Source organism: Bradyrhizobium sp. ORS 375, assembly GCF_000239775.1.
Taxonomy (GTDB): Bacteria; Pseudomonadota; Alphaproteobacteria; order Rhizobiales; family Xanthobacteraceae; genus Bradyrhizobium.
Genome location: NZ_CAFI01000067.1, coordinates 38,539 through 62,332 on the forward strand (window position 1 = coordinate 38,539; position 23,794 = coordinate 62,332).

Genomic DNA, 23,794 nt, shown 5'->3' on the forward strand with positions numbered 1-23,794 from the left:
CCGACGGGTTCGACGCGATGGTTTGCGTGCGTAACAAGAACGATCGGCTATTCGGGCGCACGGTCTTGCCGCTCCCGAACCGCGTTTCGCCTGCCCGAGATCCACTCGCTGAAACGCTGAAAGGCAACGAACAGGCCGGGAATGAGGATGATCCCGATGAATGTGGCCGCCAGCATGCCGGCAAACACGGTCACGCCGATGTCGCGCCGGCTGGCGGCGCCCGCGCCGGTGGCCAGGACGAGCGGCACAACGCCGAGAATGAAGGCGGTCGCCGTCATCAGGACGGCCCGGAAGCGCATGGATGCTCCGGTCATCGCGGCCTCGACCACCGGCGAGCCGGCATCGCGACGCTCCCGCGCAAACTCGACAATCAGGATCGCATTCTTGGCCGCCAGGCCGATCAGCAGGACGAGACCGATCTGCGCGTAGATGTCGTTGCTCAGGCCGGCAAGCCAGAGACCCGCAAGAGCGCCCACGCCGGCCACCGTGACGGAGAGGAGAACTGCGAGCGGAGTCATCCAGCTTTCGTATTGAGCCACGAGGAACAGATAGGAGAAGACCAGCGCCAGAGCCAACACCCACGGGGCCTGGCCCGAAGATGCCTGCTCCTGCAGTGAGATACCGGACCACACATAGGTGTAGCCGGTCGGCAAAGTCCGGTCGGCGATCTCCGCCATGGCGGTCAGCGCTGTCCCGGAGCTCACGCCCGCGCCCGGCTGGCCATTAATGGCCACCGATGGAAACTGATTGTAGCGGGTGATCGCGGCGGGACCGAGGATGGTCGAGAGCTGCACGAGGCTCTGCAGCGGCACCATCGCATTCGCCGAGCTTCGGACATACAGATTGTTGATGTCGCCGATGCGGCGCCGGAACTGCTGCTGATCCTCGATCTGGACCTGATAGACTCGGCTATACAGATTGAAGTCGTTGACGAATAACGAGCCGAGGTGAGCCTGCATCGCGGTGAAGATGGCGGCCGGTGTCACCCCGAACTGCGCGATGCGGGTCCGGTCGATCCGCGCGAGGACCTGCGGCACGGACGCACTGAACGTGCTGAAGACGGAGGAAAGCCGACGATCCCCATTGGCGGCAATCAGCAGACCGCGCATCGTGGCCGCGAGCTGCTGCGGGGATTGGCCGCTGATTGCCTGGAGCTGGAAGTCGAACCCGCCGGTGCGGCCGAGGCCTGCGATCGGCGGCGGGTTGAAGGCCACGACCGAGGCGCGGGGATCAGCGGCAAAGCGCGGCAGCAGCCGGCCTATCATCGCGCTCACGGTCTGGTCCGCGGTCCGCTCACTCCAGGGCTTCAGGACCGGGATCAGCAATCCCACGTTCGATCCGGCTCCGGCGAGCAGGCTGAAGCCAGCCACGCTGATGACGTCAGCTACTCCGGGCGTGTTCTGCAGCGTGGCTCTCACGTCCTCCATGACGGCCTGAGTTCGCGGGAAGGCTGCAGCGTCCGGCAGTTGGACGTTGACGAAGAAGTACCCCTGATCTTCGCTAGGCAGAAATCCGGTCGGCAGCAGCCGGAACAGGCCGAACAGGGCGGCTCCGGTGAGAAGAAACGCGATCAGCAGTACGATCAGATGGCGTCCGAACCATCCGGCTGCACCGACGTAAGCGCGGCGGCCGCGATCGAGCCCCGCCGCGAACCAGCGCAGCGGCGCGATCTTGCGGCGCGTCGAGGGCGGACGGAGCAGGAGGGAAGCAAGGGCTGGTGTGAGCGTCAGCGCGCTGACGGCCGACAGCAGCACGGCAACCGTGATGGTGACCGCGAACTGGCGGTAGAGCTGGCCGGTCACGCCGCCGAGGAAGGCAACAGGCACGAACACGGCGGCGAGCACCAGCGTCGTCGCGATGATCGGGCCGGTGACCTGCCGCATCGACAGCCGCGCGGCGTCCGGTGCCGATATGTCCGGCTGCTCCTCCATGACCCGCTGGACATTCTCGACCACCACGATGGCATCGTCGACGACCAGGCCGATCGCGAGAATGAGGGCGAACATCGTCACTGTGTTGGCGCTGTATCCGGCGACGTAGAGAATGGCAAAGGTGCCGATGAGCGAAACCGGGACCGTCAAGGTCGGGATCAGCGTGGCGCGGAACTCCTGCAGAAAGATATAGGTGACGAGCACCACCAGGACGAAGGTGATGCCCAGGGTCATCCCCAGTTCTTCCGCAGTCGCGGTGACGAAGCGGGTGGTGTCGAACACGATCGTATAGCGGAGGTCGCTCGGAAACCGTGCTGCAAGCCGGTCGAGCTCGGCATGAACCTCACGGCTCACGGACAATGCGTTGGCATCCGGTGCCTGATACACGATGATCGTGGCCGAGGGCTGGCCGTTGAGCTTGGATTCGGCATCATAGGATTGTGCACCGAGCTCGACATTGGCGACGTCGCTGATGCGGACGACGGCGCCGTTCGGGTTGGTCCGCAGCACGATGTTGCCGAACTCGGCCGGGGTCTGCAGGCGGCCGTGAGCGACGATCGTGAGCTGCTGCTGCTGGTCCGCTCCCGTCGGCGCGGCTCCGATCTGTCCGGCCGAAGCCTGCACGTTCTGTGACTGTACGGCTGCGACGATGTCCTGTGCCGTGATGCCGAGCTGGTTCATTCGCACCGGGTTCATCCAGATCCGCATGCTGTAGTCGAGTGCGCCGAGCACGGTCGCGTCACCGACCCCAGGTAGCCGCGCCAAGGCGTCCCGGACATTGATGGTCGCATAGTTGTTGATGAAGATCGGGTCATGCGTGCCCTGCGGCGACAGCAGGTTGACCGCGAGCAGCATGCTCGTGGACGATTGACGCACGGTGATGCCCTGCGAGGTGACGCTGGTCGGAAGATGCGCGGTTGCCTGCGTCACCCGGTTCTGGACATCGACCTGGGCGAGGTTCGGATCCGTGCCGATCTGAAACGTGACGTTCAGCGAGTAGCCGCCGCTCGTGCTGGTCGAATCCATGTACATCATCGACCGGGCGCCGTTCACCTGGACTTCGATTGGTGCGGCGACACTGTCTGCGACCACTTGCGGATCGGCGCCCGGATAGGTCGCCCGCACCTGGACCACTGGCGGGGTGATCGGTGGATATTCAGCGACCGGGATGGCCGACAGGGCGATCAGTCCGGCCAGCACCGTCACCACGGCGATCACGATCGATAGATTCGGCCGCCGGATGAAGAGGTCGGAGATCATGCCGCAACCCGGTCGTATCGGCGCATCATTGTGACGTACCGGAGTTCGGCGCCGCCGACGGCAGGGCTGAAGAGGGGGCCTGTCCCGAGGCCGCGCGCTCCGGCACAGTGGTGACCCGTTGTCCGGGGTGCACCTTCTGGCCCCCCTCGACGATGACCTGGTCTCCGTTCTCGAGGCCGGCGGTGATCGATGCGCTCTGTTCGATCTGCTGCCCGGGGGTGACGTCGCGCCGCTCAACCTTGCCGTCGTGGCCGACCAGCAGAACGTATCGTCCCTGCTTGTCCTGCAGGACCGCAGCCGCCGGGACCAGAAAGCCGCTCGGCGGTGATTCCGGACTGATGATCGCAGTCACCAGCATACCGGGCAGCAGCAGCCGATCCGGGTTGGGAAAGTCGGCATAGACGGGGAGTGTCCCGGTGGTGGCTTCCACCGTGTGCCCCGCGAACGCGACGCGTCCTTGCGTTCCGTACAGCGATCCGTCCGGAAGTCTCAGCTTTGGTACGAAGCGCGCATTGATCTCGTCCTGCGTCGCTCCGGGATGCGACTGCCGATAGGCAACCAGCGACCGTTCGTTGATCGAGAACACGACCCGGATCGGGTCCAGCTGGACCACGGTCGTCAGCGTGCCCGTCGTCGGGCCGACGAGATTGCCGGCTGTCACCAGCGTTGGTCCGGCCCGGCCCGCAATTGGGGACTCAATCGTCGTGTAGCCAACGTTGATCTCGGCCGTCTGGACCTGTGCCTGGGCCGCGGCCACGTTGGCTGCCGCAATGTCGTGCTGCGCCTGGGCCTGCTGAAGGGTCGCCTCCGCGGCGGTCTCGTGCGCGTAGAGCTGCTGCTGACGCTCGAGATTTTGCTGAGCCTGCGTCAGAGATGCTTGTGCACTCTGCAGCTGTGCCTTGGCGGCGGCAAGTGCCGCCTCATACTGCGCGGGATCGATCTTGTAGAGCAGCGCACCGGCAGCGACATCCTGTCCGCCTTCGAACGCGACGTGTTGCAGGATGCCGGCGACCTGGGCACGGATGTCGGTCGACTGGATCGCCTGCACGTGCCCGATGAACTCGCTGTTCCGATCGAGCTCCTGGCGGCGGACCGTCATCGTGACAACGGCCGGCGCAGGTGCTCCGTCCGGCGTTTGCGCGGAAGAGGCATGGCCGTGGAGGCCTGACAAGATCGCGGCCAGCACGACGATCCGCTTCAACACGAGGACTGCTGCAGGACCTGATTGGGAAGTGGGCACGACGGGCCTGCCTATCGACACGATCCAGCGGGAATGAACTGCACGATACAGAGTTCCAAACTCCCGTCAGCGAAGGAAACGGTCCTGGGATGGGCATCAGGTCGCTGGCCAGAACGGCTGCCCTTTGGGTCTTGGAGCGTGCAATTGCGGCCGGCATCAGCTGCGACGCTGGAGAAGCCGGGTGCGGAGGAGCTTTCCGTTGATCCAGCCGATCCTTCCACGCCATTTGACGCGGCACCAGCCGTTGCTGATGCAATATCGGGCGTTGACGATCTTGCCCCGCGGAACCACCGCGATGACAGCATAGCTTGTGCCGGGAGAGGCTCGCATCGCCGCCATGTTGAGTACCCTGGCAGGGCTCGCCTCTGCTGACGACATCGACAGACACAGGATGGCAGCTGCAGTCGCGGTGAGTATGAACTTCATATGCGGGCTCCTTGCTTCTGCGTGTCTCATCACCTTTTCAAATGGAGGTCGCTTGCTGCGTCAGCAGGCCGCGCCTCCCCGGACGTCGTTTCGCTAGAGCAGCACCTCGCCTGCGACAAAGGCCATGACCAGGAAGACAAGGAAGATCGCGATCGCGGCGAAAAACAGCCATTTCGCGATCGTCGACGCTCCCGCCGCGATTCCGCTGAATCCAAGGAAGCCGGCGACGACCGAGATGATGAAGAAGATCAAAGCCCATTTCAGCATGTCACGCTCCTGAAGCCCCAACTCTGAGTTCATACTCCCGAAGGCCAGCTCTCATCTGCAAGCTCAGTCGATCCATGACGCTTCCGTTAAGGTTGAATTCGACGCCACCAACGTCGGATCGGGACCTGGAGTTCGGAAGAGTCTCGCAACGAAGCTCAGTTTGGTACGCCGCCGGACAAGGCATCGAACCGGCCGGTCCACGCTCGCGTCCGCAGGAACGATCATCGAATGCGCTGGTTGCGAGCGGAGGTCCCGTCGCTGCAATGGATCTCTGTGCTACCGGACTGTAAGTGCGACAGCGATGCGACCGAACCTTATCTATGGCGCCGTGGGCGGCCGTGGCGGGCCTGACCGAACTGAGTGTCGACATTGATCGGGAATTCACGAGAGCGGGAGCGCGCCGTCAGAAAGCGCTCGTGAGGTGAGCAGGAGCAAGGCGAATGGCAATGCAGATTGTAATGGATCGCAGCGGAGACACCAGGCATCGCTTCAGCTTGCACGACGCGGCCGCGTGTGCTGAGGCCGAGCAGCGCTTCAGACAATTGACCGGCGACGGATACACCGCCGCAACGCGCGACGCTTCAGGCGAACTCAGAATCTTGCGCATGTTCGATCGCGAAGCGGAGGAGACGGTGTTCTTCCCGCGCCTTGTTGGAGGGTAGGCGGGCATGCCCCACGCGGCTGCTCGCGAGCGTCTTGCCGCAGTTCGTCGTAATCCCGGATTCATCGCGTTGCGCCAGCTCTATCGGGCGGTGCGGCGCGAAAATACACCGGAAGGACGAGCGAGAAAGCTGCTGCGGCAGTGGTTGACTCACGAACAGCGCCAGATGTTCGACGCCAATGGCTACTTCGACGTGACTGGTTGCCACAGCAGCCGGCGCTATCGGATTTATTACGGGACGATCGGGAATATCAGAGAGCTGAACGCCGAGGGCGACCCGCGCCTCGGCCTCTGCTTCGCTCCGGCCCAGAGTCTTGCCCCGGGAGATGTCCTGCTGGCGCAGAAGATCGCGCTGGAGACGGACGAACTGGGCACGCTGGCCGTGGCCAACTGCTTCCCGTCGCAGTCAAGGCCGCCGCTCTACAACGGCTGGGAGCGCGGCTGACGCGCTGAGCGCCGCCGTCGCATCCATCGGACAACAGCGAAGCAACATCGTGGCGTGAATGCGAGCCTGCTTGGCCTCTAACCGGCTGGCATGTCTCCGCCGCGCTCGCTCGCGGCTCCTTCGAACCGCAAAGCCGTCCGGATCAGCGAGAGATGGGACAGCGCCTGTGGAAAGTTGCCGGACAAACGGCGTGCGCCGACATCGTATTCCTCCGACAGCAATCCCAGATCATTGCTGACCGAGAGCACCCGCTCGAAGGTCCGGCGCGCTTCATCTCTGCGCCCCTGCATCAGCTGACAGTCGGCCAGCCAGCAGCTGCAGGCAAGGAACGCGCCCTCGTTGTGCTCGTGGTGTGGTTTCCGACGTTGCACAAGTCCATCAATCACGAGTTGCTGTTCGACCGCCGTGATGGTGCGGGTGATCCGCGGGTCGGTCACTGGAAGGAAGCCGAGCAGGGGCAACAGCAGCAGACTGGCGTCGATCGTCTCGCCGCCATAATACTCGGTGAAGCGACCAAGCCCAGGATCGTAACCCTCGCGACAGATCTCCTGGTGCATCTCGTTGCGGAGATCCGCCATTCGGCGTAGCTGCTCGTGGTGGTGGCCCTTGCTGGAGCCAAGGCGCACATAGCGGTCGATGGCCACCCAGGCCGAAACCTTGGAGTAGACAAAGTGTCTGGGCTCGCCACGGACTTCCCACAGGCCGTGATCGGGCAAGCGCCAGATCTGCTCCACGTGGCGAACGACCGCGTCCAGCACGAATTCCTCCTGCGCGGTCTGGTCGATTCCCGCTTTCGCAGCCGTGAACAAGGTGTCGACGAGCTCGCCATAGATGTCGAGCTGCCGTTGCGAAGCTGCCGCATTGCCGACCCGGACCGGAGGCGTCCAGCGGTGGCCGGGCAGCCAGTCGGGGATCCATTCCTCCAGCCTTCTGGAGCCATCGATCCGATACAAAATCCGCATGCTCCTGGGCTCGCCCGCGACTGCGCGCAGCAGCCAGTCGCGCCAGGCCCTGGCTTCCTCGTGATAGCCCGCATCGATGAACGCCAGCAATGTGAAGGCGGCATCGCGGATCCAGCAGAAGCGATAATCCCAGTTGAACTGCCCACCGGGACGCTCCGGCAGTGACGTCGTCGCTGCGGCGACCATCCCTCCCGAAGGCTTGTAGGTGAGAGCCTTGAGCGTGATGAGCGATCGCTTGATCTGCGCAGGCCAGGCGGTGAGCGTCCGGAAGCGCGAACTCCACGCTTCCCAATGAGCGAGGGTGTCAGCGAGCTCGTGGCGGGCGTCGGCCGGTTCGCTCGTGCCGTCCAGGGAATAAGAGAGGACGAAGGCGCGGTCGTCCCCGGCGCCGACAGCGAAATTGCAGCTGACAAGCGCAGCGTTGATGTCCAGATCCAGTGGCGCATCGAGCACGACGAGATCGGGGCCGATGCGTGCCGTCGCGCGTCTGTCCTTCGCCTCGAGCCAGGGCGGAGCAGAACCATAGTCGAAACGCAGCGTCATCTCGCAACGCATGTCCACACGGCCGCGCAGTCCATGAACGATCCGGATGAGTCGGGCAGAGCGAGAGCGAGGCGGCATAAAGTCGATGACCGACGCGACGCCGGTCGATGTCTCGAAGCGGGTTTGCAGAACGAGCGTATCGTCGATGTAGGCGCGGTCGATCCTGGCCGTGCCGGTTGCGGAGATCTTCCAGCAGCCGTTCGCGGCGGTGCCGAGCAGCGCGGCGAAGCAGGCATCGGAGTCGAAGCGAGGCCAGCAGAGCCAGTCGATCGAGCCATCCTTCCGCACCAGCGCCCCCGACTCCTCGTCGCCGATCAGACCGTATTCGTCGATGAAGCCGGACATCCAACCCTCGGCCATTTGGCTGCGATCCAACCCTTGCCGGGTAGAACCGTTCCTTCCGCTATCGGTCAGCTGAATGGATCCGCGGAGCGCCGAAGGCGGTACGTTGCCAGACATTGAGCAGGAACGGACCGGTGGCGGCTTTGATTGGCAGGTCGCCATGTGACGCTGAAGCTTTCTGCGCCGTATCTCTTGCAGTGTCGATTCTCTTGCAGTGTCGATCGCCAGAAGCGGCGAAGAATGCGCGCTCCGTCACTGCAGCAATCAAACCTTAGCCAGATGTGGACTTCAGCCGAACGAGACACACATGCAGACACGAACGATCGCAATCATTGCAGCCGCCTTGCTCACCGGTGCCTCGGCTGCCGCCATGGCACAGAGTTCAGAAGGGCAGACCCCGACCTATGGCAATCGGCCCTACGGGCGGAATTATCAAGGTCAGTACGACCAGGAGTCGGCTCAGGGCATGATTGGCAGTGGCCCTAGCTACGACGCTGGCAACCGCGTCCGCCAGCAGCTCGGATCCAATCAGAACGACGGCGACCGATGGCCGAACCAGCCATATGGCGCCGGCCAGGGCCGCATGCGGAACGCTTCAAATCAAAATGAAGGGCAGCAGGGGCAAGGCGGCCAGAACCGGATGATCGGTGCGAACGCGACTGGCCAAAGTCAGCTTGCGCAATGGGAGAACGTGCCGCGAGATGTGCAGCTGCAGCTGCAGCAGGAAGGTTATAGCAATGTCAGGGTCGCGCCAGGATCTATGGTGGTGAGTGCCGAGGATCCGAACGGACGCGACGTGCTGCTGCTGGTCGGGCCCCGCCCGGTTACTAAGCTGACGGCGGCAGACAACGGCAACTCAGGTTGGAAGCCGCAGAGCTCCACTCACAACCAGGCTGACAGTCAGGCGAGCCACAACGGTGTCTCAAGCAATTCGAGCACGGTCGGCCAGTCGAGGGATCATGGGTCAAAATCAACAAACGCTATGTCGGAGCAGGACGATGGTGCATCGAACGGCGGTGAAGCGTCCAATTCCGCTGAAGCAGCCGATGCTGGTTGGCAGCATTCGCCAGCAACTCCTCAATAAGCGGGCCTGATCGTGCGCCTGGTCGCGAGGACCCGGCGCCGAGGTTCACCGCGTTTGGCTGCTTAGTCCCTGGTATCGTGGCGTGACCCGCCTTTATGCTGCATTGTCAAGGGAAAGAACACTCGATTACGGGGGGGCGGGAGCAATCCGGCCATGCGGGCGAACTTGTATGTCGCATTGTCGTTCGTCGGCATGCGTCGATCCCGCCGTCGAATAGAAACCCTCTCGACGCCTTGTCGTTGGTCGTCGAATCTGGACAGGCGCTGCAAGGAGGTGTGACATGGCTGCTCATGCTGGCGAGACGGCAGAAGAGACGGGCGATTTTCGCTGCGAACGTTGTCACCAAACCACCCATGTGACCAAGGGACATAAAATTCCGAAGTGTTCCCACTGCGGTCACGCGACCTTCGACACACGGCGCAATGAGCCCTGATCGATCGGTGCAAACCAATGCGCCGCGGCGATCGCCATGCGTGACGCCCTGTAGTGCGGCTGCTGCACCTGGGTCGAATTGAGTTTGGTTTGTACGCAGCTGTACCACGGAGCAGAACCCGCCGGACAGCCACGGATTAATCCTTCGCGGATCGATGCGGGAGAACCAGCGGATCGGCATCGCCAAATTGCCATTTGTGTCCAGATATCAGAGCAACCGTTCGCCGCGGCACGCTAGCCGGCGGCTAAGCCAATGAAGGAATTCGACATGAAGTCTGGTCTTATGACGGCGATCGCTCTTGCGCTGATCTCGCCTGCGGCGTTAGCGCAGACAGCGTCGCCATCCCCAGCACCGGCCGACAACTCGGCTGCTCCGGATACGGCGGGGCAGGGCCTACGAATGGCCGACAGCGCCAATCTGGCAGTGAGGTTCGTGGCCGTGAAACCGGCGGACGTCCTGTCATCCAAGCTGATTGGCGCTGGCGTCTACAACAATCAGAACGAGTCGCTCGGCAGCATTGAGGATCTGATCATCGAAAATGGCAGGGCCGTTTCGGGTGTCGTCGTCAATGTCGGCGGCTTCTTGGGATTCGGCGAGAGCTACGTGGTGCTGGACCCGTCGACGGTCGTTTTGACCCGGAAGGACGGTGACTGGAAGGCCTTCGTGAACACGGCCAAGGACACTCCGAAATTCAGCTACAGCAAAACGCATAAATGAGGTGAGGGCGTTCGTTGGCGACTTAATTCAGAACAGGTCAGGCGTATGTCCAGCATGTTCTTTGACGGATGGAGCGGCCTGTTGCGCGTGCTTCTGGTCGGTACGCTTGCCTATGTGGCGCTCATAGCGTTCCTGCGTATCTCAGGCAAGCGGACGCTCACGAAACTGAACGCCTTCGATCTGGTGATCACCGTCGCATTGGGTTCGACGTTGTCCTCGATCGTTCTGACCAAATCGGTCGCTCTTTTCGAAGGTCTTCTTGCCCTTTTTCTGCTCATCGGCCTGCAATACGTCATCACGTGGCTGTCGGTTCGGTCGACGACAATCCAACACGTCATCAAGGCAGAACCGACGCTGTTGCTCCATCGTGGCAAATTTCTGGAGGACGCGCTGCTGCGGCAAAGGGTGACCAGGGACGACGTTCTTGCCGCGATCCGTAACGACGGCCTTGCCGAGGTCGACAGCATCGCCGCCGTTGTTCTGGAAACCGATGGTTCGATGAGCGTGCTGCCGCAATCACCCGAATCCGGCAGGAGCGCGGGCAGCCTTGCAGGAATTGCAGCCGTTGACAGAACTGGCCGCAGGAGGAGCTGCCTGACGATGTAGGGCCCGGGGGTGGAAACCATGCGGCCTGCGGCTTCGGACCTTGCTCGATGGAAGTTTGACGGTGGGCCGGCGGCGGCCAGTCGACGTCGATGTCGCTGCGCGACGGTGTAATTCTCGCATCTTCGACTCGCCTTTGGGAGAGCTGGCTTCGGTACGGCACTGGATTTGACGAGTCCGACGATGACCGCTCGTCGCACCCGGCGCTACGTATACACGGAGCCAGACGACGAACTGAGATCGAGCCGACCCAGGCTCGCCGTCGTCATGGGTGCTGCTGTCCTCGGCCAGCTGCAGCATTCGCAATCTTTCGTACATCAACAGCGAGCTCAGATGTCCCGTCGCAATGTCTCGATCCTAGCGCTGTGTGTGGGCTTCACCGTGCTGCTCTGGCTTGCGGCCGACGTGCTTCTGATCGTCTTTGCCGGCATTCTGTTTGCGGTCTTCATCAGCGGGGGCGGCGACTGGATTGCTGCCCGTCTTGGTCTGGCGCGCGGCTTCGGACTTCTCATCTTCTGCACGCTTTTCATTGTGGGGATCGCCGTCTTTCTTGCCTTTGCCGGTACCCGCTTTGCCGACCAGGTCCAGAACCTGCTCAATAGCCTTCCACGCGCCTTGAAGTCGGTGCGGGGCTATATCGATGCGCATGATTGGATGCGGCGTGCCTTCGAGACATTCGACGCCGGCGATTTCGTTCCGTCGGGCCGTGAGGCGACCTCGGCATTCTCGACAACCTTTGGCGTGCTCGGCAATCTCGTGGTCATCGTCTTCGTCGGGCTCTATGGTGCGATCGATCGGGCAGATATGTAAGGGGAGCTGCCGCGTTGTTGGCGCCGAGCCTGCGTCCCTTGGCGGCTGACATGCTGAGCGAAGCGGGGCAGGCCTTGCGCAACTGGCTGATGGCGCAACTGGTGTCTATGGCCGTCGTCGGCGTCCTCACCGGCCTGGGGCTATGGGCTCTCGGCGTTCCATTGGCGCTGGTGCTAGCGGTTCTGGCTGCGCTGCTGACGTTCATTCCCAACATCGGACCGCTTGTCGCTGCCATTCCGGCGGTCCCGCTCGGGCTGTCGGATGGGCTTGCGAGCGCGCTCTGGATCGCCGGGCTTTATACCATGGTTCAGATGATCGAAAGCTACGTTGTCACACCTCGCGTTCAAGAGGAGACTGTATCACTACCCCCTGCGTTCACGATCTCGATGCAGTTGCTGTTCGGAGTGTTGTTCGGGACCCTGGGGCTTGCGCTGGCGACACCGCTCGGGGCCGTTCTGCTTCGCGTTCTCAGCCGCTTCTTCGTGTCGGGCTACCTCGATAACGCGCACGAGCCGGGGCCTCTCGATGTCGAGCGGGAGTTCGTTGCCGCTGAATCGCCGCAACCTTGAGGGTGGCGTCGCGCGAATGAACGACAGTTCACGTCGGCACGCGGCGCTGCGAGTTGCATGCTCAGTTACAAGGGATAACATTGCCGTACTGCGAGGCGGCGTAGCCAATGCCCAGCCATTTCGAGAGGGGGTGTGCGATTCTCAGGCTGCCACTATTTCGGGTCTGGTTGCTCGTCTCGGGTCAGAAAGACTGCCAGCGACCGGATGACGGGCGCGGCCATGACGACGATTGGCAACATCGTGGCCCAGGCGATCAGCCATGACGACAGCCAGTTGGAGACGAAGTCGCCCATCGCAAAGGATGGAAGGCTGGCAATGCCGGCGGCGACGAAGCAGGTGAGTCCGGACTGAATGGCCGCAAAGACGAAGTGGCTGTAGCGACGGGGAATGCCGAGCATTGCGGTCCTCCTCACAGACGAAAAAGCAAGAGTCGGGCCACGAACGGCCCCGGGCTGGACAGCGTCCTCGCGTCGCAGAGGAGGCGTGCAACGCGGACGATCCCAGGAGGCAGCCTGCCGATGCGAGAGTCTAGACCTCACAGCGTCGGTGCGACGCCTTTGCGCTTTCCAGGCCAGCTCAGCAGCGCCATGCCGAACAGGCCCGACAGCAGTGAGCCAAGGAGGACGCCGACCTTGACCTCGTTCTGAAGCGTTTCGGAAGCCGGAAATGCCAGCAGGCCGATGAAGAGGCTCATCGTGAAGCCGATGCCGCAGAGCACAGCAATGCCGTAGACCTGATGCCAGGCAGCGCCGTCGGGCAGCTGAGCCAGACGCAGCCGGATGGCCAGCCAAGTTGCGGCAAATACGCCGCTCTGCTTGCCGACGAACAGGCCTGCGATGATGCCGATGGTGACGGGCTGCTTCAGGACATCCCAGCTCATACCGGCTAGGGACACGCCGGCATTGGCGAAAGCGAAGACAGGCAGGATCAAGAAGGCGACCCAGGGCTGGATCGCGTGCTCCAATGTGAGGAGGGGGGAGTGCTTGCTCGGGGAGGCCGGAATGGTCCAGGCCAGCGCGACACCGGCCAACGTCGCGTGGACGCCGGATTTGAGAGTGAAGACCCAGAGCGCCACGCCGAGCACGAGGTAGGCCGAGAGCCGCGCAACGCCGGTTTGATTCAAGACCACAAGCACGGTCAGAACGGCTGCGGACGCGGCAAGCCATTCGAGCGCGAGGTGATCCGTATAGAACACCGCGATGACGGTGACGGCGCCGAGGTCGTCGAGGATGGCTAATGCGGTCAGGAACACCTTGAGAGAGCTCGGTATGCGCGAGCCGAGCAGGGCAAGCGCGCCGAGTGCAAAGGCGATGTCCGTCGCGGTTGGGATCGCCCATCCGCGAAAGGTCTCCGCGGTATTCAGGTTGAAGCCGATGTAGACGAGCGCGGGAACGGCCATTCCGCCGGTTGCTGCGAATGCCGGCAACACCCGCCGCGGCCAGGTCGAGAGCTGCCCATCCAGGAACTCGCGCTTGATCTCGAGCCCGACGAGCAGGAAGAACACCGCCATCAGCGCGTCGTTGATCCAGTGCAGGATCGAAAGTCCGGCGACGTAGCATTGGAGTGAAGCGAAGTAGAATTCTGAAGCCGGAGTATTGGCGACGACCAGCGCGGCGGTGGCGAAAATCATCAGGATGATGCCAGCGCCGGCCTGGCTCGCGACGAGGCGCTGGAACGCAGAGGGCAATGAACGTGACATCGTGTCGTGTATGGCACTCGCCGGGCGGGCAATCAATCATGCCGCCCCGAGGAGATTGCGGCCAATTGTTGCGGCTCGATGCCGGCGATGCTGTGGAGAGTGCATCGCGCGGTGTCCGTGTGGAGAATGCTTTCGCTTGGAGCACGAGCATTTTGTTCGGACGGTGTGCTCCAGCTTCAACGGGCCCCCTGGGCCTTGATCAGCCCGACCGCCTCGGCGACGCCGTCCTCCTGCTGGATGATCCTCGCGGTCGCCGAGGCGCGGCGTCGCATGATTGGGTCATTGACGGCGCGGCAGATGGCGGTGGCGAGACGTTCCGGCGTCAGCTCCCGATGGGGAATTGGAGCAGGTCCGGCGCCCAGCCGATGGACCGCACGGCCCCAGAATGGCTGATCGCCGAAAATCGGACAGATGACGCTGGGACGCCCGGCGCGGAGACCGGCCGCAGTGGTGCCTGCGCCGCCATGGTGAACGACCGCGGCCATGCGGGAGAACAGCCAGGCATGTGGCGCCTCATTCAACATGTGGATGTGCTCGGGCGTGCGTCGCATTGCCAATCCGCCCCATCCCGTCGCCAGAATGCCGCGTTGGCCGGCACGAGTCAGTGCGTCGATGATGACCGCGGTGATCCGCTCAGCGTCCGGAGAGGGCAAGCTGCCGAAACCGACATACACCGGCGGCGGTCCAGCTTGGAGGAAGGCAGCGAGTTCGGGCGGCGGCGTCCATCCTCCGGCGTCATCGAGAAACCAGTATCCCGTAACGTGAGCCGTCTTATCCCAATCGTTGGCGACTGGCACCACGGCAGGGCTGTAGGGATAGAGCCTGGCGATGGGGCGGCCGCGCAAGGCCAGCCAATCCGATTTTGGTGGCAAGCCGAGAACCTGCTCACGCCATCTGGCGACCGTCCTGCGAAAGGGGAGGTCGCCGTAACGGATCACCAGAGCGTGGCTCGCGCGGTTCAGTGGCCCCAGATCAGAGAACGGCAAGAGAGGACTGGGGAAGGCCCCCGTTGAAGACAGGGCTGGCAACGGCAGCGCGACGAAAGCGGGGATGCCGAGCTTCTCGGCGATGTGCACGCCGCCTATGGCTTTTGGATGATAGACGATGGCGTCCGCGTCCTGCGCCGCCTCCCATTGCGCGTCGAGCAGCGATCGAAACAGCGGACCCAATCCCGCCATCAGCCGAAAGCTGGCGAGCAGCTTGTGATGGCCGGACATCGCGGCATGAGCGAGCGGAGTGTGAACGAGATCGACCAGATCTCCGGGCAGAGCGTGAAACGGCAAGCCATGAGCGCTTACGAACGGTTTGAACTGCGGTGCCGTCGCGAACGAAACGTCGATCCCGGCGTTCTGCAAGCCACGTCCGAGCGCTACGAATGGCTGCACGTCGCCGCGGGTCCCAAGTGTGTGGATCGCGATCCGCGTCATGCGTGGTCCTTATCACCAAGACGTATGTCCGGCAGCCATCGATCGAGGCGTCTTGTGGTGCCTCCCTGGCTTGGAGAGTACCGCGCTATTCGGTCGCCGGCGAATTGGAATGGGACGCCATGATCATACCTTGGACGATCAGGCGGGCCAGCAGTTTGCCGATGCAAGCGTGGACCCCCTCGGCCACGTCGGTGTTGTGGGCCTCCGCAGAAAGGTCGAACGTGCCCCGTTCATTCCAGTCCTTCATCACGGCTAGACGATCGAACAGGTTTGCAGAATTTTGGAGCGCGAGGTACCGGATCTGATCGGCATACGGACCGATCGCAATCATGGCCTCGGTTCTGGGGCTGAACTGCATGTTCATGAGAACCACGTCGACGTTTTTGGCCTTAAGGGCTGCGACACCGCGTTCGAGCGCGCCGCCGAACTCCTCGGCGTCGACAACCCGGATGGCGTCGACGGTACCCGTCTGCCAGATCACCAGACTGGGCTTCCGTGCTGCAAGCAGTTGGACGATGCTGCGTTCCTGCTCAGACGCGCTCTCCTGCGATCGCGCATACACGATCACGTCGACTGCGACTCCCGGCAGTTGGGCCGCAAGAGCAGACTCGAGCTGCTTTGGATACGCGCGATCTGGTCCGGCCTTGCCCGCGAGCATGGATGAGCCGCTTCCAACCACGGCAATGTCGAGGCGACGCGCCATTGCCGCTGATCTCGCATTCGGCATCGGGAACGTCGCCTGAACCAGATGGTCCGCAACGAGGCAGGCGGCTTGCCCGCCGGCGGCTGGCGCTGGCAGCGGAAGCGCCGCAATGATGACGAGGCTCGCCGCGAGCAGAAGCCTCATGACGAACTCCTTGCCGGTCCGGCGCGGGTCGATTGCACTGCTCGGCCTCGCCCGTCAATGTGCTTGAACCAGTTCATGACGGCCGCCGCCATGGTCATCAGCAGCATGCCGGCAAAGCTGACGAACAGCTGCAGGACGATGCCGCCGTGCGTTTCGATGATCATGAAGTGGGCGGCAAACGACAGGAAAACGCCGAAACAGAAGATCTCGAGCGAGTGCTGGCCACACAGTACGAGGGGACGGAGACAGGATGAACGCAAGTAGGGCCATTCGCGCGGCAGAAGGCGCACGACCAAAACCGTTAGGGCAAGGAAGTGCAGGATGCGTAGCGGGTCGAGGCTGGTCTTGTCGATCGGATACATCCATTCGGCCAACCATCTCGGGACGAACACGGTCCAGGCCGGAACATGCCATGTGACGACGATCGCCAGGGAGACCGACAGGTAGGCCACCGAAGCGGCCAGGACGGCACGTGACAGGAGCAATCCGCGAAGCTGGTCGGCGCCGCCGAGCGCACACCAGGCACCGAAGCTGAAGAGCAGCTGCCAGGCAAAAGGATTGAAAACCCAGTGCCCGCTTGGATAGGCCGGAATGTTGAGATCAAGCATCCGCGTCACGCCGTAGATCGCGATGCTGCCGAGGAGTGCGAGGGTGGGACGGCGCAGCAGCAGCCAGAGCAGCGGGGCGAAGCCCGCCAGCAGCGCAATGTACAGCGGCAGCACATCCATGTTGGCGGGCTTGAATCGCAGCAGAAGCGCCTCAATCAACGTCACGTCTGGGTCGCGCAGGAACTCGAACACGCCCATCTCCTCGGAATACAGCGTATTCCTGAAGCTTCGGGCAACATAGGCAATCTGCGCCAGATAGACGCAGAACAGAAAGACATGAGCGACATAGATCTGCCAGGTGCGACGCAGGATCCGCGCGCCAGCCACGAGGAAGCCCTGCTGGCTCATCGCTGCGCCGTATACATAGGCAGCAGTATAGCCCGAGATGAAAACAAATATCTCGGTGGCGTCGCTGAAGCCGAAATTCCGAATGGTAAATGAATTGACGAAATTCGACGGAATATGGTCGAGGAAAATCAGCCACAACGCTAGCCCTCGGAAGAAGTCGAGGCGCAAATCACGTTTGGTCTCCACGACCTGTCCCCCCGCGAAGATCGCCCACCTGTGTTCGATTTGCCGGCGGGTGTAGCTAGTCCTACGGATGGGGATTCATCGTCTCTCCTGCAATGACCGCGGCGATCCGACGCATCTGTTTCGAAGCGAAGGTTTGCCATGTCCTGTCCAGTGTCTCGCGACACAATGACTGGCCGCCAAATGTCGCATTGTGTCGAACTGTCTCAAGGCTCGGAAGGAGACGCTCGGATGAGCAAGCGACACACCGTCAATTGTCCAGTCGAAGCACGAAGCTATTTCGGCAGCGCATAGACGGCGACCTGATCGCCGACCTGGTCCTTGAGGATCGTGTTGCCGCCCGCGATGAAGGCGACGTATTCGCGGCCCTTGTACTCGTAGACGGCGGGATTGGCGACCGCGGGGGCCTGGACGATGTCGGACCACAACTCCTTGCCGTCGGCGAGCGCGTAGGCCCGGACCTTGGCATCCATCGAGGCGCCGATGAAGATCACGCCGCCGGCCGTGACCGCGGGGCCGCCGATCGTCACCGAGCCCATCGATTCCGGCATGTAGAAGCCCCATTTCTGCGAGGCGCCGATCGGGCGGCGCCATTTGATGTCGCCGGTGGACATGTCGATGGCGGCGATCTCGCCGAACGGCGGGGCCCAGCAGGGCATGCCGAGCCAGTTCAACGCATTGTCGAGCGACATGCCGTAGGGCGCGCCCTCCTGCGGATAGAAGCCCTGCTCATTGCCGGAGCCGCCGGCAAGCTGCTCATATTCCTTCCTTGGGTAGAGCTTGATCGATTGCACCACGTGCGAGAAGTTGACGATCGCGGTCTTGCCGCGCGGATCGAACGCCACGCCGCCCCATTGTACGCCGCCGGCCGAGTCGGGATAGGCGAGCACGCCATTGTTGTTGTGCGTTGGCGGCGAGTACATGCCGGCGTAGTCGAGGCTCTTCCACAGCCGCGAGCATTGGCCGAGCCCAAGGGCGTCGGCGACCCACCAGATCGGAGGCTTCTTCGACTGGTCGAGCAGCGGCGCCGGCTTGGTCGGGAAGGGCTGTGTCGGCGCGTAGACTTCGCCCTGGATCGATCCGTCGCCGCCGGGCACCTTTCGCTCCTCGATCGGCCAGACGTCCTTGCCGGTGCGGCGGTCGACGACGAACAGAAAGCCCATCTTGGTGGCCTGCATCAAGGCCGGGATCTGCTGCCCGTTGACGGTAATGTCCATCAGGGTCGGCGCGGAGTTGATGTCGTAGTCCCAGATGTCGTGATGCACCCATTGCCGCGACCAGACGACCTCACCGGTCTCGAGGTTGAGCGCCGTCGTCGAGGTAGCCAGCGGGATCTTTTCGGTGCGGTTGCCGCCCCAGTAGTTGGGGGAGGGGCTGGAGACCGGGAGGTAGACCAGTCCGAGGCCCTCGTCGACCGACATGCCGGTCCAGACATTGGCGGTGCCGGTGCGCGGCGCGATCTCAGGCGGCAGCGCCGCGAACGACCATTGCCGTTGGCCGGTCTGCGGATCGACGGAGAACACGGTGCCGGGAGGGGCTTCGGCATAAGCCCAGTCCTTGCCGGCCCAGCCCATGATCACGTGATTGCCGGCCACCGTCGGCGGCTGCAGCAGCGACAGCGGATATTTGTTGTTGACGTCGTTCCACTGATCGACGTTGAGGACGCCCTTGTTCGCGAAACCTTGGCAGAGCTTGCCGGTGTCGGCGTCCATCGCGAACAGCTGCGCGTCCATGGTGCCGAGATAGACGATCTTCTGGCAAGGCTGGCCGGCGACGGGGTTCGGCGACTGCCAATAGGCGACGCCGCGGTTCTTCAGCGCCGGCTGCGTCAACGCCTTCAGCGTCGACTTGGAATCGAAGGTCCATTTGACCTTGCCGGTGCCAGGGTCGAGCGCAATGACGCGATAGAACGGCGTGCCGATGTAGAGCGTGTCGTTGGCGAAAATGGGCGTGGCGGACCAGACGCTGGTCGGCCGGTCGCCCGACCCGTCCGACATGTCGCCGGTGTGATACTCCCACACCTTCACCAGCGACTTGACGTTGTCGGCCGTGATCTGGGTCAGGGGAGAATATTTCTGCGCGTTGAGCTGGCCGTGGAATGTATTCCAGGTGGCCTGCGCCGGGACGAGCGGGACCTGTTTCGGCGGGGGCAGAGTGCCGGAAGGCTGCTGCGCGGCGGCGTCGGTGGTCGACGACGGACTGCTGGCCGGGGCAGACGACGGGGCGACCACATTGCCGCGCGGCGGCTCGGCGCCGGGGCCCGACGGCCCATGCTGTTCCTGGCCGGGGATGCCCCCCGAGGTCGCGCCCGGCGTGTTCGTGTCGTTCTGGGCGAAGACCGCTGGCAGTGCGACCATCAGTGCCAGGCCAAGCGTCGCAGCCGGGGCGGACCGGAGGAGTGCGCGTGTTGTCATGCAGCGGCTCTCCTGGGCTGGGAGGGGCCGGCAAGTGTGACGATCAATCCGGCGAAGACGAAGACGATCGCCGCCGCCAGCCACCATGCGTGCAGAAACCAGGCGGCGACGATCGTGCCGAACGCGCCGAGCAGTCCGAGCACCCAGAACACGCCAAACAGCCAGCCGCGTCCGCCGAACCACAGGATGAAGGCGTCGAGGACGAGGGCCAGGCTTGAGCCGATGACGAGCAGCACGCCGGGCGCTCCGGTGACGCCCGTCAGAGGAGTGAAGTAGTAGTACAATCCGAGCAGAACGGCTGCGCCGGCTGCGACGAGGACCATGATCGGACCGAGCGGGTGGCTGTGAGATGAGGTCAAGTCGATGCTTCCAAGCTTCCTGGCCTGCCTGTACGGCAGCAGCGATTTGAACGAGCAGGGAAGGAATGTTCTTTCGACGCGCTGGTTCCCTCGGCCGCCGCTCGTCCGGCGTGCGTCGGCGCAGACCTTGTCCGCAAACGTACACATTCTGTGGGGACCGCCTGGCTGAAGAGCTGCGAGAAAGCCGAGCGGCAGGACCAGTCTGTCGGGAAGGTCGCTACATCTTCTCTTTCAGGCCGCGAGACAACAGCCACCAATTGGCCGGATACGACGTCACGAAGCCGAACAGCATGGCGATCTGCATCATGAACCAGAACTCGGGGCTGTCGACCTCCAATCGTGTGCCGAGCACATGCCGGAAAATATAGAAGTTGGCGAACGCCATGAAGCCGTACATGCCGACCTGCCACGACGTGATCGAGATGGTGTCGGCCTTGACGGCTGCAATGAGCCCCTGGCCGAGCGAAAGGCCGCGCATCGGCGCGATCGTGAAGTACTGAAACAGAATGCCGAATCCGTAGGCGAGCAGGAAGTCGAGAATCCACACCGCGAACATCTTCTCCGAAAAGATGCTCGTCCAGCCGAACGCGACGGCGATGGCAGGAAAACCGAACGCCAGCCATTCCGCGACTATGTCGCCGAGCGTGCATCCGCTGCCGCAGTGAAGCGAGCCGTTGGCGACCATGATGGCGAACGGAGTTTGCCGCTTGTTCGGCGGCTGCGCGTCATGGCTCTTGGCAACTCGCATCTTCTCCTGGGTGGCAAGCCGCCCGTAGGAGAAGTACTGCCAGATGACCCAGATGCTTCCGAACAGCGCGGTCGTCGGCCATACCACGTCCATGATCCACATCTGCTGCGGATGCCGGATCACGTCGATCGCAATGATAAGGGCGCAAAGCACGCCCAGGGCCAACGAGACCAGCGAGAGGATATGAAGCCAATCAGGGACCACGGGAGCATCCTGGGATGTCATCGACCTTGAGGAACATGGGAGCGCAGTCCGCTCCTGTTCGTCGCAGCCAAACGACCAGCGTGCTCCCGCGTTCCAATCCGTCGCGGGTGGACGGGACGGTCTCAGGTCCGGAAGCGCCCGAGTGCTCCGTCTTCGAACACGGCGGTGAAGACGCGATGATGGCCGCGGACGGCGTCGAGATCACTGGGATTGCGGATGCATCGCTCGGCGTCCGCGAGGACGAGATCGGCGTGCTTTCGGACGCAGCCGATCCGATGCGGGTCGCGCTCGCAGCTCACAACCTGAATCATCACCTCGATCATGCGGATGAGCACCGGTGGCGCATCCGCCGCGTTCTGCCGGATCATGTCGAACATGGCGGCGACCAGTTCATCGTAGCGGAGATGCGGCACGACCAGCGCCGGTTTTCCGTCCTTGATCCAGACGCCCGTCTGCAACCGCAGCGGCTGCATCTCGCACAGGGCGGCGCCGAGCCGGTTGAGGACGGTGATCGCCGTATGCGGATCGTTGATCCCCGGCGACAGCGCACGCACCGCGACCTCGACGAGTTGCCGAACCGCGAAGCGGAGATCGGCCGAGGTGACCTGCTGCGGGCCGAGCGCTGTCGCATCGCGGATCGCTTCCTCGAGTCCATCGCGCGTCCTGGTCGCCATCGCGATCGGCGCGCCGGGAAAAACGTAATCGCCCGGCCGCACGAGGAGATGGATGGCGGTGTCGTGCTCGCACGCCCAGGTCGCCAGTCCGCTCTCGTCCAACTGGACCAGATAGCCCTGACGCGCGTCGACGATCGGAACGGCATGCTGCCAGAAACGCGCGGGCGGAGGTGCAGGTTGGCTGTCCTCGCGGGTGAGCGAGTGGATCATGGCCTGCACGTCGTCGCTGACCAGGCCGATGACGGTGTCGACATTGATCCGTCCGGACATGTGACCGACGAAATAGACGAGGGTGGCGACGGAGAGAAAGGCGAGCACGATGCCGATCGTGGTCGCGAGGTGCGGCACGAACGCGCCTTCCGCCGGAGTGCGCACGCTCCGCAGCACGATGAGCGCGTAGCAGAAGGTGGCGAGGAAGACGCCGAGCGTGATCTGGTTGCCGCGATCGCGCGTGAAGTTGCGCAGCAGCCGCGGCCCCATCTGGCCGGCCGCGAGCGACAGCGCCGCGATCATGATCGAGAACACCGTGCCGGCAACGCCGATCGTGGAGGACGCGATGGCGCCAAGAAGGGTGCGGGCGCCGGTCGCGCCGCCAGTGTAGAGCCACTCGTCGCGCAGCCAGTCAGCAACGATGGTGCCGCGGTCGATCTCGATCGCCATGAACGCGATGCCGATACCGAGAAGGACGATCAGGGCCGGCACCAGCCAAAACGTCTCTGCGAGATCATCGAGCATCTTGCGGAAACGTGCGGTCATGGATCCTCGTTGCGCGTGATCAGAGGCCCTCACTGACGATGACGCGTCAGCAAGGCCGGGCGGAGGCGATGGGCGGCGGACATGGGTCCGCCGCCTGTCAATGGTTCCTCTCCAGGATGGTTCCGCGATGGGCCCTGCCGGACAGTCGGTGCGCGCGATCGGGACAACGCTGCCGTGCGACGCCAGCCAGGTCGGTCAGAGCGGGACAGACGTGAGTTGGCGTCGATCGGAAGGGACGCCAGCAATGAGCGTACGAGGGCGTACGGAGCGCCTTTGAATGCGTCGAACCTTCGCCGCCCGCATCGGTTCAAGGTCCGCATCACGATACAATCCAGGAGGACATGGAATGTTTGTACGGCTCATCGCATCGTCGTTGTTGGTTCTCGCTGCGTCTCAGGCTCCGGCGTTCGCGCAGGGCAGCAGCTCTCATCCCGCAACCCAGAACAGTCAGGCGAGCAGTTCGGCGTCGCAGCCGATCCCGCAGGAGATCAAGCAGAAACTGCAGAAGCAGGGCTTCACCGACATCAATGTCGTGCCGGGGTCCTTCATCGTGAGCGCCAAGGACAGCAACAACGATCCGGTGATGATGGTGATCGGGCCGCACTCGCTGACGATGTTCAGCGAGATCAGCCCGCAGAGCCAGACCACCGGCAGCGCCAGCGGTGCGGCGCATTCGAGCGGCAGCTCCAGCAACACGCAGAACGGCAGCGGCCAGAGCAGCAAGTGATCGGATCACTCGTTCGAGGCCGAGCGGGCGCGGGTCACAGCTCAGCGTGGCCCGCGCTGCCGCGTGCCGGCAGTCCAATGGTCATATACTCGCGATCCCATCAACTAGGCCTGGTGAGGACATCTGCAAACGTCAGCGTGAACAATACGGCGACGAACACCAAGCCGGCCACCGCGGCGAGCCGGATCAGCGGCTTGGATTTCGTGAGCTCCATGAAAAACAGCATGACCAGCCCGCTTTTGATCACGGCAATCACGATGCCGGCTGCCGTCGTCAGCCGGCCCATGGGAACGTAGGCGATCGCCGTGCTGCTGAACAAGAGCAGCATCAGAGCGAGCCAAATCAGACCATTGCGGCGCCACCATGTGCCGGCCGTCGGAAGCCGTCCTTGCTGCGGGTTCATGACGCCCGTCCAGGAAGGTAGATCAGGGGATAGAGGAAGATCCAGACGATGTCGACGAGATGCCAATAGAGGGCGGTGACCTCGAGCTCCGGATTGCAGCTGAG

25 protein-coding genes are annotated in these 23,794 nt (G+C 63.3%); 9 read left to right on the plus strand and 16 right to left on the minus strand.

Annotated features, from left to right (window positions below; translation table 11 throughout):
* Positions 1-47 precede the first annotated feature (47 nt).
* The 4 genes from BRAO375_RS06120 to BRAO375_RS36070 all read right to left on the minus strand — a co-directional run bounded on the left by BRAO375_RS06120 (position 48) and on the right by BRAO375_RS36070 (position 5,124).
* Positions 48-3,191, minus strand: a complete 3,144-nt coding sequence (locus BRAO375_RS06120) for an efflux RND transporter permease subunit (RefSeq protein ID WP_009026585.1) — start codon at positions 3,189-3,191, stop codon at positions 48-50.
* Between the two features lie 25 nt (positions 3,192-3,216).
* The gene (locus tag BRAO375_RS06125; RefSeq protein ID WP_052536053.1) at positions 3,217-4,392 is read right to left on the minus strand and encodes an efflux RND transporter periplasmic adaptor subunit; all 1,176 of its coding nucleotides are present in this window, start codon (positions 4,390-4,392) and stop codon (positions 3,217-3,219) included.
* A 195-nt stretch (positions 4,393-4,587) separates the two neighbouring features.
* Positions 4,588-4,857, minus strand: a complete 270-nt coding sequence (locus BRAO375_RS36065) for an SH3 domain-containing protein (RefSeq protein ID WP_009026587.1) — start codon at positions 4,855-4,857, stop codon at positions 4,588-4,590.
* A gap of 93 nt (positions 4,858-4,950) precedes the next feature.
* The gene (locus BRAO375_RS36070) at positions 4,951-5,124 is read right to left on the minus strand and encodes a DUF1328 domain-containing protein (protein ID WP_009026588.1); all 174 of its coding nucleotides are present in this window, start codon (positions 5,122-5,124) and stop codon (positions 4,951-4,953) included.
* 440 nt (positions 5,125-5,564) lie between these two features.
* On the opposite strand from BRAO375_RS36070, the gene BRAO375_RS06140 reads away from it, so the two are divergent.
* Both BRAO375_RS06140 and BRAO375_RS06145 read left to right on the plus strand, forming a co-directional pair.
* The gene (locus BRAO375_RS06140; RefSeq protein WP_009026590.1) at positions 5,565-5,786 is read left to right on the plus strand and encodes a hypothetical protein; all 222 of its coding nucleotides are present in this window, start codon (positions 5,565-5,567) and stop codon (positions 5,784-5,786) included.
* Between the two features lie 6 nt (positions 5,787-5,792).
* On the plus strand, positions 5,793-6,230 hold the full coding sequence (locus BRAO375_RS06145) for a hypothetical protein (protein ID WP_052536055.1): 438 nt from the start codon (positions 5,793-5,795) through the stop codon (positions 6,228-6,230).
* Between the two features lie 77 nt (positions 6,231-6,307).
* On the opposite strand, the gene BRAO375_RS06150 is transcribed toward BRAO375_RS06145, so the two are convergent.
* The gene (locus BRAO375_RS06150) at positions 6,308-8,080 is read right to left on the minus strand and encodes a glycoside hydrolase family 15 protein (protein WP_009026592.1); all 1,773 of its coding nucleotides are present in this window, start codon (positions 8,078-8,080) and stop codon (positions 6,308-6,310) included.
* A 304-nt stretch (positions 8,081-8,384) separates the two neighbouring features.
* Between BRAO375_RS06150 and BRAO375_RS06155 the strand changes: the two genes are divergently transcribed.
* From BRAO375_RS06155 to BRAO375_RS35635, 6 genes are all read left to right on the plus strand, one after another.
* Positions 8,385-9,161, plus strand: coding sequence for a hypothetical protein (locus BRAO375_RS06155; RefSeq protein ID WP_009026593.1), 777 nt, complete (start codon positions 8,385-8,387; stop codon positions 9,159-9,161).
* Positions 9,162-9,441: 280 nt separating this feature from the next.
* A complete protein-coding gene (locus BRAO375_RS39000) occupies positions 9,442-9,594 on the plus strand; it encodes a zinc ribbon-containing protein (protein WP_083842436.1) in 153 nt (50 codons plus the stop codon).
* Positions 9,595-9,846: 252 nt separating this feature from the next.
* Positions 9,847-10,311, plus strand: coding sequence for a PRC-barrel domain-containing protein (locus tag BRAO375_RS06160; protein ID WP_052536056.1), 465 nt, complete (start codon positions 9,847-9,849; stop codon positions 10,309-10,311).
* 54 nt (positions 10,312-10,365) lie between these two features.
* Entirely contained in the window at positions 10,366-10,917 is a 552-nt protein-coding gene (locus BRAO375_RS06165; RefSeq protein ID WP_035639207.1) for a YetF domain-containing protein, read from the plus strand.
* 180 nt (positions 10,918-11,097) lie between these two features.
* Positions 11,098-11,724: an AI-2E family transporter gene (locus BRAO375_RS35630; protein ID WP_139031315.1), complete on the plus strand. Its 627-nt coding sequence runs from the start codon at positions 11,098-11,100 to the stop codon at positions 11,722-11,724.
* Positions 11,725-11,774: 50 nt separating this feature from the next.
* Positions 11,775-12,293, plus strand: a complete 519-nt coding sequence (locus BRAO375_RS35635) for an AI-2E family transporter (protein WP_244423121.1) — start codon at positions 11,775-11,777, stop codon at positions 12,291-12,293.
* A 152-nt stretch (positions 12,294-12,445) separates the two neighbouring features.
* Here the strand turns inward: BRAO375_RS35635 and BRAO375_RS06175 are convergent, their stop codons facing one another.
* From BRAO375_RS06175 to BRAO375_RS06215, 9 genes are all read right to left on the minus strand, one after another.
* The gene (locus BRAO375_RS06175) at positions 12,446-12,691 is read right to left on the minus strand and encodes a DUF2798 domain-containing protein (RefSeq protein ID WP_009026599.1); all 246 of its coding nucleotides are present in this window, start codon (positions 12,689-12,691) and stop codon (positions 12,446-12,448) included.
* A gap of 137 nt (positions 12,692-12,828) precedes the next feature.
* Positions 12,829-13,992, minus strand: coding sequence for a Na+/H+ antiporter NhaA (gene nhaA, locus BRAO375_RS06180; protein ID WP_035639174.1), 1,164 nt, complete (start codon positions 13,990-13,992; stop codon positions 12,829-12,831).
* Positions 13,993-14,168: 176 nt separating this feature from the next.
* Positions 14,169-15,419 (minus strand): glycosyltransferase, encoded by a 1,251-nt coding sequence (locus tag BRAO375_RS06185; protein ID WP_009026601.1) that lies wholly within the window; start codon positions 15,417-15,419, stop codon positions 14,169-14,171.
* 85 nt (positions 15,420-15,504) lie between these two features.
* A complete protein-coding gene (locus BRAO375_RS06190; protein WP_009026602.1) occupies positions 15,505-16,266 on the minus strand; it encodes an SGNH/GDSL hydrolase family protein in 762 nt (253 codons plus the stop codon).
* Positions 16,263-17,408: an OpgC domain-containing protein gene (locus BRAO375_RS06195; RefSeq protein ID WP_009026603.1), complete on the minus strand. Its 1,146-nt coding sequence runs from the start codon at positions 17,406-17,408 to the stop codon at positions 16,263-16,265. Before BRAO375_RS06195 ends, BRAO375_RS06190 begins: the two co-directional genes overlap by 4 nt.
* A 272-nt stretch (positions 17,409-17,680) precedes the next feature.
* Positions 17,681-19,819, minus strand: coding sequence for a pyrroloquinoline quinone-dependent dehydrogenase (locus BRAO375_RS06200; RefSeq protein ID WP_009026604.1), 2,139 nt, complete (start codon positions 19,817-19,819; stop codon positions 17,681-17,683).
* Positions 19,816-20,178 carry a hypothetical protein gene (locus tag BRAO375_RS35845; protein WP_035639211.1) on the minus strand — a complete coding sequence of 121 codons (363 nt, stop codon included), beginning with the start codon at positions 20,176-20,178 and terminating at the stop codon, positions 19,816-19,818. The genes BRAO375_RS06200 and BRAO375_RS35845 overlap by 4 nt, the downstream gene beginning before the upstream one ends.
* A gap of 217 nt (positions 20,179-20,395) precedes the next feature.
* Positions 20,396-21,130, minus strand: a complete 735-nt coding sequence (locus BRAO375_RS06210; RefSeq protein WP_009026606.1) for a DUF4396 domain-containing protein — start codon at positions 21,128-21,130, stop codon at positions 20,396-20,398.
* A 122-nt stretch (positions 21,131-21,252) separates the two neighbouring features.
* On the minus strand, positions 21,253-22,560 hold the full coding sequence (locus BRAO375_RS06215) for a DUF2254 domain-containing protein (protein WP_009026607.1): 1,308 nt from the start codon (positions 22,558-22,560) through the stop codon (positions 21,253-21,255).
* Positions 22,561-22,906: 346 nt separating this feature from the next.
* Between BRAO375_RS06215 and BRAO375_RS06220 the strand changes: the two genes are divergently transcribed.
* Positions 22,907-23,287, plus strand: coding sequence for a hypothetical protein (locus tag BRAO375_RS06220; RefSeq protein ID WP_009026609.1), 381 nt, complete (start codon positions 22,907-22,909; stop codon positions 23,285-23,287).
* Between the two features lie 100 nt (positions 23,288-23,387).
* Here BRAO375_RS06220 and BRAO375_RS06225 read toward each other — a convergent pair whose 3' ends face one another.
* Positions 23,388-23,690, minus strand: coding sequence for a cytochrome C oxidase subunit IV family protein (locus tag BRAO375_RS06225; protein ID WP_009026610.1), 303 nt, complete (start codon positions 23,688-23,690; stop codon positions 23,388-23,390).
* The coding region (locus BRAO375_RS37225) for a cytochrome c oxidase subunit 3 (protein WP_175345297.1) at positions 23,687-23,794 on the minus strand (108 nt) is incomplete at its 5' end. The genes BRAO375_RS37225 and BRAO375_RS06225, both read right to left, overlap by 4 nt.

Coding starts and splice junctions, on each gene's coding strand:
- BRAO375_RS06165 (WP_035639207.1), top strand. CDS start 10,366: ATGTTCTTTGACGGATGGAGCGGCCTGTTGCGCGTGCTTCTGGTCGGT.
- BRAO375_RS06155 (WP_009026593.1), top strand. CDS start 8,385: ATGCAGACACGAACGATCGCAATCATTGCAGCCGCCTTGCTCACCGGT.
- BRAO375_RS06225 (WP_009026610.1), bottom strand. CDS start 23,690: ATGAACCCGCAGCAAGGACGGCTTCCGACGGCCGGCACATGGTGGCGC.
- BRAO375_RS36065 (WP_009026587.1), bottom strand. CDS start 4,857: ATGAAGTTCATACTCACCGCGACTGCAGCTGCCATCCTGTGTCTGTCG.
- BRAO375_RS06145 (WP_052536055.1), top strand. CDS start 5,793: ATGCCCCACGCGGCTGCTCGCGAGCGTCTTGCCGCAGTTCGTCGTAAT.
- BRAO375_RS06150 (WP_009026592.1), bottom strand. CDS start 8,080: ATGTCCGGCTTCATCGACGAATACGGTCTGATCGGCGACGAGGAGTCG.
- nhaA (WP_035639174.1), bottom strand. CDS start 13,992: ATGTCACGTTCATTGCCCTCTGCGTTCCAGCGCCTCGTCGCGAGCCAG.
- BRAO375_RS06160 (WP_052536056.1), top strand. CDS start 9,847: ATGAAGGAATTCGACATGAAGTCTGGTCTTATGACGGCGATCGCTCTT.
- BRAO375_RS06215 (WP_009026607.1), bottom strand. CDS start 22,560: ATGACCGCACGTTTCCGCAAGATGCTCGATGATCTCGCAGAGACGTTT.
- BRAO375_RS06185 (WP_009026601.1), bottom strand. CDS start 15,419: ATGACGCGGATCGCGATCCACACACTTGGGACCCGCGGCGACGTGCAG.
- BRAO375_RS36070 (WP_009026588.1), bottom strand. CDS start 5,124: ATGCTGAAATGGGCTTTGATCTTCTTCATCATCTCGGTCGTCGCCGGC.
- BRAO375_RS06200 (WP_009026604.1), bottom strand. CDS start 19,819: ATGACAACACGCGCACTCCTCCGGTCCGCCCCGGCTGCGACGCTTGGC.
- BRAO375_RS06190 (WP_009026602.1), bottom strand. CDS start 16,266: ATGAGGCTTCTGCTCGCGGCGAGCCTCGTCATCATTGCGGCGCTTCCG.
- BRAO375_RS35635 (WP_244423121.1), top strand. CDS start 11,775: ATGCTGAGCGAAGCGGGGCAGGCCTTGCGCAACTGGCTGATGGCGCAA.
- BRAO375_RS06120 (WP_009026585.1), bottom strand. CDS start 3,191: ATGATCTCCGACCTCTTCATCCGGCGGCCGAATCTATCGATCGTGATC.
- BRAO375_RS06140 (WP_009026590.1), top strand. CDS start 5,565: ATGGCAATGCAGATTGTAATGGATCGCAGCGGAGACACCAGGCATCGC.
- BRAO375_RS06220 (WP_009026609.1), top strand. CDS start 22,907: ATGTTTGTACGGCTCATCGCATCGTCGTTGTTGGTTCTCGCTGCGTCT.
- BRAO375_RS06175 (WP_009026599.1), bottom strand. CDS start 12,691: ATGCTCGGCATTCCCCGTCGCTACAGCCACTTCGTCTTTGCGGCCATT.
- BRAO375_RS35630 (WP_139031315.1), top strand. CDS start 11,098: ATGACCGCTCGTCGCACCCGGCGCTACGTATACACGGAGCCAGACGAC.
- BRAO375_RS39000 (WP_083842436.1), top strand. CDS start 9,442: ATGGCTGCTCATGCTGGCGAGACGGCAGAAGAGACGGGCGATTTTCGC.